We start from the raw sequence: 7,684 nt of genomic DNA, 5'->3' as shown, positions 1-7,684 counted from the left end.
GCCCCTCGGCCCGGCCGACGTGCCGAGCGCGCGAGGTGGCACCATGCGGGGATGAGCACCGCGGACACGCAGGGTGAGGCGATGAGCGCACTGGTCGGCCCGGAGCAGCTGCGGTCCGTGCTGGACCACGCCTCTCCCCCGCTGCTCCTCGACGTGCGCTGGACCCTCGCCGGCGCGGATCCGGAGGGCTACCGCGGCGCGCACCTGCCCGGCGCCGTCTTCTGCGACCTCGACACCGTCCTCGCCGACCCGCCCGGTGCCGGGGGGCGGCATCCGCTGCCCTCCCCGGAGCGGCTGGCCGAGTCCTTCCGGCTGCTCGGGGTCGGCCCGGGCAGCAGCGTCGTCGTCTACGACGGTGGGGTTGCGGCGGCCGCGGCGCGGGCGTGGTGGTGCCTGCGGTGGATCGGGCACGACGACGTGCGCGTGCTCGACGGCGGCCTGCCGGCGTGGCTGGCCGCGGGCGGGGTGGTCGAGAGCGGTGAGGTGGCGCCGGTCTCGGCGTCCGAGCCGCCCGGCGGCGAGCGCGGCGGCGCTGCGTATCCGCCGCCGGAGCGCGTCCCGAGCGCCCACGGAGCGACCAGGCCCCGCGCCGTCGTCGACGCCGAGGAGGTGCTCGCCGGGCAGGCCGGGGTGCTGCTCGACGCGCGCGCCGGAGAGCGGTTCCGCGGCGAGACCGAACCGATCGACCCGGTGGCCGGCCACATCCCGGGAGCCCGTTCACTCCCGGCCGCCCGGCTCCTCGACGGCGACGGCCGCTACCTGCCCGCGCCGGCGCTGCGCGACCTCCTCGCCCAAGCCGGTGCCGTGCCCGGTGGCGGCCCCGTCACCGCCTACTGCGGCTCGGGCGTGACCGCGGCCCAGCTCGTGCTCGCCGCGCACGAGGCGGGAATCGCCGCCTCCCTCTACCCCGGCTCCTGGTCGCACTGGATCACCGACCCCGACCGCCCCGTCGCCACGGGTGAGGGCTGAGCGGTGCCAGAGCCCTTCGCCGCTCAGGACGAGGGGTCGCCGGCCCGCAGACGCACCCGGAAGCCGGTGCGCACGCCCCACCAGGCGGCGGCGAGGAGCAGCGCCCCGGGCAGCAGCCCGGCGACGACGTCGACGTCGGCGGTGCTCGAGCCGAGGAGGGCGAGGAGGAGACCGACCACTCCGCACACGGTGATGGCAGCGCCGAGCAGGTGGAAGAACGGCAGGCGGAAGACCACCGCGAGCGCGAAGAAGTGCACCCCGACGACGATCGAGACCCACGCGACCCCGGCGTCCGGCCGATCGAGGGGCCCGGAGAGCAGGCGCGTACCGACGATGAGCGCCACGGCCTCGACGAGCACGACCGTCCAGTAGCCGGCGCCGAACGGGCTGCCGCGGGTCGATACACCGGTCGCCGGCTCGGCATGACGGGTCGCTCGCACCGCGAGGACCACGAGCGCGAGGAAGTCCGCCACCCCGAGCCCCCGGACCACCCAGGTGGCGATGCTCGGCAGCGAGCCGCTGTTGACGATGACGTACACCAGCCCGAAAGTGGCGCCGATCAGTGACCCGAGGATCCGGCCCGGCATGGTGCTCCCCTCGTTCGACGTCGGAGGCCGTCGTCGCACTCCCGTGTCGGACGTGCGGTCTACGGTGGGAGCACGTTGTTCCTCCACCCTCTCCTCTTGTGCGACCAGCAGAAGGACATCCCCATGGCAAAGGCCGCCAACAAGATGCGTCCCACGGACACCGACCCGCAGGAGTTCATCGCCCGCGTCGAGAACGCGACCCGCCGTAAGGACGCCGAGCGGATGATCGAGATCATGCGGGAGATCAGCGGCGAGGAGCCGGTGATGTGGGGGGCGAGCATCATCGGCTTCGGCAGCTACCACTACAGGTACGAGTCGGGACGCGAGGGCGACGCCCCCATCCTCGCCTTCAGCCCCCGGAAGGCGAACCTCGTCGTCTACCTCGTCGCCGACTACGAGCAGCGCTACCCCGAGCAGCTCGCCAAGCTCGGCCCGTACAAGAGCGGCAAGACGTGCCTCTACCTCACCCGGCTCGACCGGGTCGACGAGGACGTCCTGCGCTACCTCATCAAGGACTCCTACGAGCTCACCAGGGCGGAGTACGCATAACGGCCCCAATGCTCCGCGCAGCGGCCGGCCGACAGCGATGTCGGACATCGCCGATACGGTCTCGCCGGCATCGAGTCGCTGGAAGGAAGTCGTCGTGGAGCTCGTGATTCTTGTCCTGCTGGTCCTCGCCGCAGTTTGGTGGGTCCGACGTCGGAAGAGGGCGAAGCAGGCCCCGGTCGTGGTCCAAACACCGCGGCGGCCAGCTCGCACGGAACCGCGGGTCCGGTCCGCGGCTGCCGACGACCGCCGGATGCCCTTCGCCCAGCCCGGCCTGCGCGGACCACTCTTCTCGTACGCGGAGGTCGGTGGTCGAGCGAGCGGCTACCGGCACGACGGACCATTCGCCGTCGTCGACGTCGAGACGACCGGCTTCTCGCCGGCCCGGGGCGACCGCGTCATCGAAATCGCGATCGCCCGCATCGATGCAGCCGGCCGGATCGAGGACGAGTACTCCACCCTCATCAACCCTGAGGGCCGCGACACCGGCGCCGTCTTCGTCCACCGCATCTCGAACGACATGGTGCGCAACGCCCCGCACTTCGGTGACGTCGCCGGTGAGATCCTCGCCCGGCTCGAGGGTGCTGTCGTGGTGGCACACAACGCGGTGTTCGAGGAGCGGTTCCTCGCGGCGGAGCTGGCGCGCATCGGCGTGCGCGGCACATCCCTTCCGGCACTGTGCTCCCTCTGGCTCGGACAGCGCACCTTCGACACGCCCAACCACAAGCTCGCGACGCTCGCCCAGCACGCGGGCATCCCGATGCCGGACGCTCACGCCGCGCTCGGCGACGTCCGCGCAGTCGCAAGGCTGCTGCCACGCATGCTCACCCCCCACGCAGATGCGCTCAGCTACGCGTGTGCTCCTGGGCGCGGCCTGCGCGGGAGCTTCCCCGTAGGGGTGCACCGTCCGGTGACCCGTGCAGTCAACCTCCGCAAGGGCGACGACGGCTGGATGGCCTCGTTGCTCGCGCGCCTGCCCGTGTCCGCCCACGAGGTCGACGACGCGACCGCCGCGGTCTACCTCGATGCTCTGGGTGCCGCCCTTGAGGACGGCAGGATCATCGGTGACGAGGCCAAGCAGCTTGCCCGCATCGCCGGGTCCGCGGGACTTGGTGCGGCGCAGGTAGCCGCGCTCAATGAGCGGTTCCTCGAAACCATGCGAGAGGTGGCGCTGGCGGACGACGTCCTGACGACTGTTGAGGTGCGTGACCTCAATCGAGCTGCCGCGGCGCTCGGGATGCCTGACTACTTCGACGACCTCGAACCGACGCCGGGGCCGGCGCTCGGCAACACCGCCACCACGACGGTGTCCCGCCCGCGGACCGTCCGCCGCTGTGGGCACTGCCGGACACCCGGCCACAACCGCACAACGTGCCCGGAGCTGGTCTGACCTGACGTGCCAACTCGCCGAGCACGAACTCGATCGTCAGACGGTGGCGCTCTCGAAGACGATCGGCGGCTGCACGGTCACGCACCAGACATGCGCGTGCCCGGACGGACCGGTCACCGTCACGCAGATGTCCCAGTGCGGTGAGTCCGACTCCGTCGCCGCCTCGGCGAAGGTCACCTTCGCGTTGGTCGGGAGAAGGACACCCGCTTGCTCGAGCGCCGCGCGGGGGTCGAACTCCGCGCCCGCCGGCGGAGTGACGTCCAGGGCGTCGCGCAGGCGAGGGTGCCCGACGACGTGTGCCAGCGCCAGCTGCGCCTCTTCCAGGGTCTTTGCCTCCCAGCCCGGATCCATCATCGCTGCCTCCGCAGTCCAGTGGCTCGGCGGGCGGCCCAGCCCAGGGTGCCTATTGTCCTGCTCGCCGATCCGCAGTGTCCAGTACCGGAGTGGGCCGATCGAGGGCTACTGGTACGCCCGCAGGGGTGCGGGTGAGGTTCGCGGCCGTCACCCCTCCCCCGCCCGCACCCTCGGCTCCGGCAGCCCCGGCGGCTCGAGGGCAGGCCGGCGCTCGAGCGCGGCGAAGGCCTCGGCGATCGCCCGGTCGAGCTGCCTGTCCTCCCCCGCGCCGAAGTCCGCCGGCGAGTGGATGACCTCGATGTCCGGGTCCACGCCGTGGTTCTCCACGCCCCAACCCTTGGCCTCGAAGACGAACGCGTAGCGCGGCTGGGTCACCGACGTCCCGTCGACGAGCGAGAAGCGGCCGTCGATCCCGACGACGCCGCCCCACGTCCGCTCCCCGACCACCGGCCCCAGCCCCACGGACTGGGCGGCCGCGACGATGATGTCGCCGTCGGAGCCCGCCTCGGCGTTGGCCACGAGGACGACCGGCCCGCGCGCGGCCTGGCTCGGGTAGCTGCCCGGTGTGGCGAAGTGCCGGCCCGGCGCCCACGCCAGGACTCGGGCGATGAGCCGCGAGAGCACGAGCTCGGAGGTGTGCCCGCCACGGTTGTAGCGCACGTCGACGACGATGCCCTCCGCCCTGGACGCATGCCGCAGGTCGCGGTGGAGCTGCGCCCAGCCGCTGGCCACCATGTCCGGGATGTGCACGTAGCCGAGGCGGCCACGGGTGCGCTCACGCACGTACTCCCGCCGGGAGCGCACCCAGTCCTGGTAGCGCAGCGTCTCCTCGGACTTGAGCGGCACGACGACGACGCGCCGGTCCGCACCGTCCCGCCGCAGGGTGAGCTCCACCGGCTTCTCCGCCGCCCCGACGAGCAGCGGTGCGGGGCCGAGGGCCGGGTCGACCGGCACACCGTCGACCGCGACGACGAGGTCCCCGGCCTCGGCGTCCACCCCGGCCGCCCGCAGCGGAGAGGGGGCCTCCGGGTCGGAGGACTCCCCCGGCAGGATCCGCTCCAGCCGCCAGCCGTCCTCCGCCGGCGCGAGGTCGGCCCCGAGCAGGCCGAGGCGACGGTCCTGGTCCCCGGGCGGCGTCGCGGGCGTGACGTAGGAGTGGGAGGTGTTGAGCTCGGCCCCGACCTCCCAGAGCACGTCGACGAGATCGTCGTGGGTGCGCAGCCGGTCGAGCACGGGCCGCCACCGGTCCGCGACGCCCGCCCAGTCCACGCCGTCCATGTCCGCGCGCCAGAAGTGGTCGCGCATGATCCGGTGGTTCTCCTCGAACATCTGCCGCCACTCGGCGGCCGGGTCGACGTCGAACCGGAGCCGGGAGAGGTCGACGGTGACGACCGCGCCGGCGTCGTCCTCGGGTGGCTTGGAGTCGGCCGCCTGGACGGTGACCGCGTCCTTGTGCCGGACGACCACCCGCTGCCCGTCGCCGGAGACAGCGACCGTGTCGACCTTCTCGGCCACGGTGGTGACCTTGCGGTCCTCGAAGGACCAGTACTGCAGCTGGTCGGCAGGCGGCTCCCCCTCGACGCCCGCGCGCCGGCTGCCGAGCACCCCGGTCTCGGACGCGACCTTGACCCAGAGGACGCCGCCCTTGGCCGCGAGCAGGTCGCGGTACTGCCCGGAAGGCACCTCGAACGGGACGATCCGTTCCTCCGCGCCCTCGGCGTCGAGGTCCGGGCAGGAGACCGGGGCGGCGGCGTCCGGCTTGTCGGTGTCCTTGCTGATCCGCCAGCCATCCGCGCTGGGCCCGAACGGGGCGGGTTCGCGTGCGGAGAGCGGGATGAGCCAGGGGCGCGTCGACCCGGTGAAGGAGAGCCCGAACTCGTGGTTGTCGTAGCTCGGGTCGAAGGTGCGGTCGGAGAGGAAGACGAGGTACTTGCCGTCCGCGCTGAACACGGGGTTGTGGTCGTTGTACTTGCCCGAGGTGAGCGGGACCGGTGTGGTCCCGGCGGAGAGGTCGACGATCCGCAGCTGGTTGAGCCGGTCCTCGAGCGTCGGCTGGCTCCACACGAGGTAGCGTCCGTCGGGGCTGAAGCCGATGTGCCGGGCCTCCCCCTCACCCGCGACGTCGAGGTCGGTGATCTCCCCGCTGTCGAGGTCGACCAGCCGCACCGTGCCGTCGTGCGAGATGGTCGCGACGCGCCTCCCGGCCGGGTCGGCGGCCAGGTGCAGGACGCGCCCGAGCGCCCCCGCCGCGAGCCGACGCGGGGGTTCCGCACCGGTCAGCGTGTGGACCTCCAGCGCGTCCTCCCCCTCGGTGTCGGTGACGACGACGGCGCGTCCGGTCCGGCCGAGCAGCGCGGGTTCGCGCACCCGCACCCCGGAGTCCACCGCGAGCGCCCGGGCGGGTCCCTGTCGGTGGCTGAGCCAGTAGACGTTCCCGCGCCAGCCGACCAGGCTGGCGTCGCCGCCGTGATCCGGGACGAGATGGTCGAGGTTCTCCGTCGGCTTCGCCGCGAACGACGACGGCGCACCCACCGGGACGGTGACGTCGAGCGGGCGGGCCGGGGACCCGACGTCGTCCATGAGCCAGAGCCGCCCGCGGGTGTGCCAGACGATGCGCCGCCCATCGGTCGTCGCGTCCCGGACGTACCCGACGTCGGCGCCCTGGTGGGTGAGCTGCTGCGGCTCGCCGGTGCCGGGCGTGTCCCAGAGCCAGAGGTTGGCCTGCTCGTCGGCGCGGTCGGGGAAGCGGGCGGCGCGGTCGGAGACGAACGCGAGACGGTCACCGAGCCACATCGGGTCGACGAGGCTCGCCCGCTCGTCCGGGAGGAGCCGCTCCCACGTGCCGCCCGTACGCAGCCACAGCTTCGGGGCGGTCCCGCCCCGGTAGCGCTTCCAGTGCGCCGGGGGCAGGGTGTTCCACGTCGTCAGGGCGACCCTGCCGTCGGCGGCGAGGGCCACCCCCGAGGCCGGGCCGAGGTCCAGCCGCTCGACCGCCCCGTCGAGGGTGACCGCCTTGACGACGACGTGGCGGAGGATGGCCTCGCCGGCGTTCGTCGCGGCGAGCACGCGTCCGTCCGCGGTCCAGCCGAGCACCCGGGTGCGGTCCGCGCCCCACCAGGTGAGGCGGCGGCTGCCACCACTGGCGAGGTCGACGACCATGACCTCCGGGTGCCCGTCCCGGTGGGAGACATACGCGAGGTGCGCGCCGTCCGGGGAGAAGCGGGGGTGCGCGGCGGCCACGCGGTCGGAGGTGATCCGCCACGCCCGTCCGCCGTCCGCGGGTGCCAGCCAGACGTCGTCGTCGGCGACGAAGGTGACGAGGTCGCCGTGGATGTGCGGGTAGCGCAGGTAGGCACTCATCGCGCCAACGTATCGGCCGGGGAGCCGTTCGGGGCAGCGATTTCGCGGTGGTGAGGGTTGGGCCCGTGTGGCGCAGTGTCAGGCCGCCGCGGTGCTACAGGCCGGTCTGGTCCACGCCGTACTCGGCCTGCTCTCGGGTGAAGCCCTCGTAGAGCAGCTGGTCGATGAGCCCGGAGCGGGAGAAGGCCATGAATTCGAGGTAGCTCTCCGCGGACTTGGCGGCCTGCTCGTTCCAGTCGACGGTGACCCGGTCGACCGCCCAGGTGGCGTCGTCGTGGGAGAAGCCCTCGAACTCCAGCTGGTCGATGAGCCCCTGCCGGGAGAACGCCATGAACTGCAGGTAGCTCTCGGCGGACCGCTTGGCGTTCTGCTGTGAGACGGTCCCGACCTCGGCTGCCTCGCGGGCTGCGGCCTCCGCGGCAGCTGCCTCCTCGGCCGCTTCCCGCTCGGCCTGTTCGGCTGCTTCCCGCTCGGCCTG

General features: G+C 73.0%; 7 protein-coding genes. 3 read left to right on the top strand and 4 right to left on the bottom strand.

Features of this window, described 5'->3' with window-relative positions; genetic code table 11:
- Positions 1–51 precede the first annotated feature (51 nt).
- Positions 52–969 carry a sulfurtransferase gene (locus tag Q0195_RS11105; protein WP_299278380.1) on the top strand — a complete coding sequence of 306 codons (918 nt, stop codon included), beginning with the start codon at positions 52–54 and terminating at the stop codon, positions 967–969.
- A gap of 23 nt (positions 970–992) precedes the next feature.
- Here the strand turns inward: Q0195_RS11105 and Q0195_RS11100 are convergent, their stop codons facing one another.
- A complete protein-coding gene (locus Q0195_RS11100; protein WP_299278378.1) occupies positions 993–1,556 on the bottom strand; it encodes a hypothetical protein in 564 nt (187 codons plus the stop codon).
- Between the two features lie 123 nt (positions 1,557–1,679).
- Here Q0195_RS11100 and Q0195_RS11095 point away from each other — a divergent pair, with 123 nt between their 5' ends.
- Entirely contained in the window at positions 1,680–2,105 is a 426-nt protein-coding gene (locus tag Q0195_RS11095; protein ID WP_299278375.1) for a DUF1801 domain-containing protein, read from the top strand.
- A gap of 250 nt (positions 2,106–2,355) precedes the next feature.
- On the top strand, positions 2,356–3,492 hold the full coding sequence (locus Q0195_RS11090; RefSeq protein ID WP_299278372.1) for a 3'-5' exonuclease: 1,137 nt from the start codon (positions 2,356–2,358) through the stop codon (positions 3,490–3,492).
- 36 nt (positions 3,493–3,528) lie between these two features.
- Here the strand turns inward: Q0195_RS11090 and Q0195_RS11085 are convergent, their stop codons facing one another.
- The 3 genes from Q0195_RS11085 to Q0195_RS11075 all read right to left on the bottom strand — a co-directional run.
- Positions 3,529–3,843, bottom strand: coding sequence for a hypothetical protein (locus Q0195_RS11085; RefSeq protein WP_299278369.1), 315 nt, complete (start codon positions 3,841–3,843; stop codon positions 3,529–3,531).
- A gap of 150 nt (positions 3,844–3,993) precedes the next feature.
- Entirely contained in the window at positions 3,994–7,206 is a 3,213-nt protein-coding gene (locus tag Q0195_RS11080) for a S41 family peptidase (protein ID WP_299278366.1), read from the bottom strand.
- 94 nt (positions 7,207–7,300) lie between these two features.
- Positions 7,301–7,684 (bottom strand): Ltp family lipoprotein (locus Q0195_RS11075; protein ID WP_299278363.1); only part of this gene is annotated, 384 nt, incomplete at its 5' end.

This window comes from uncultured Georgenia sp. (assembly GCF_937958535.1).
Lineage (GTDB): Bacteria > Actinomycetota > Actinomycetes > Actinomycetales > Actinomycetaceae > Oceanitalea.
Note: the sequence above shows the minus strand (reverse complement) of the source record. Positions and strands in the feature narration are given on the sequence as shown.

What these genes read in the sequence shown, in the direction of transcription:
- Q0195_RS11090 (WP_299278372.1), top strand. Translation starts at nt 2,356, where the DNA reads ATGCCCTTCGCCCAGCCCGGCCTGCGCGGACCACTCTTCTCGTACGCG.
- Q0195_RS11095 (WP_299278375.1), top strand. Translation starts at nt 1,680, where the DNA reads ATGGCAAAGGCCGCCAACAAGATGCGTCCCACGGACACCGACCCGCAG.
- Q0195_RS11100 (WP_299278378.1), bottom strand. Translation starts at nt 1,556, where the DNA reads ATGCCGGGCCGGATCCTCGGGTCACTGATCGGCGCCACTTTCGGGCTG.
- Q0195_RS11105 (WP_299278380.1), top strand. Translation starts at nt 52, where the DNA reads ATGAGCACCGCGGACACGCAGGGTGAGGCGATGAGCGCACTGGTCGGC.
- Q0195_RS11080 (WP_299278366.1), bottom strand. Translation starts at nt 7,206, where the DNA reads ATGAGTGCCTACCTGCGCTACCCGCACATCCACGGCGACCTCGTCACC.
- Q0195_RS11085 (WP_299278369.1), bottom strand. Translation starts at nt 3,843, where the DNA reads ATGGATCCGGGCTGGGAGGCAAAGACCCTGGAAGAGGCGCAGCTGGCG.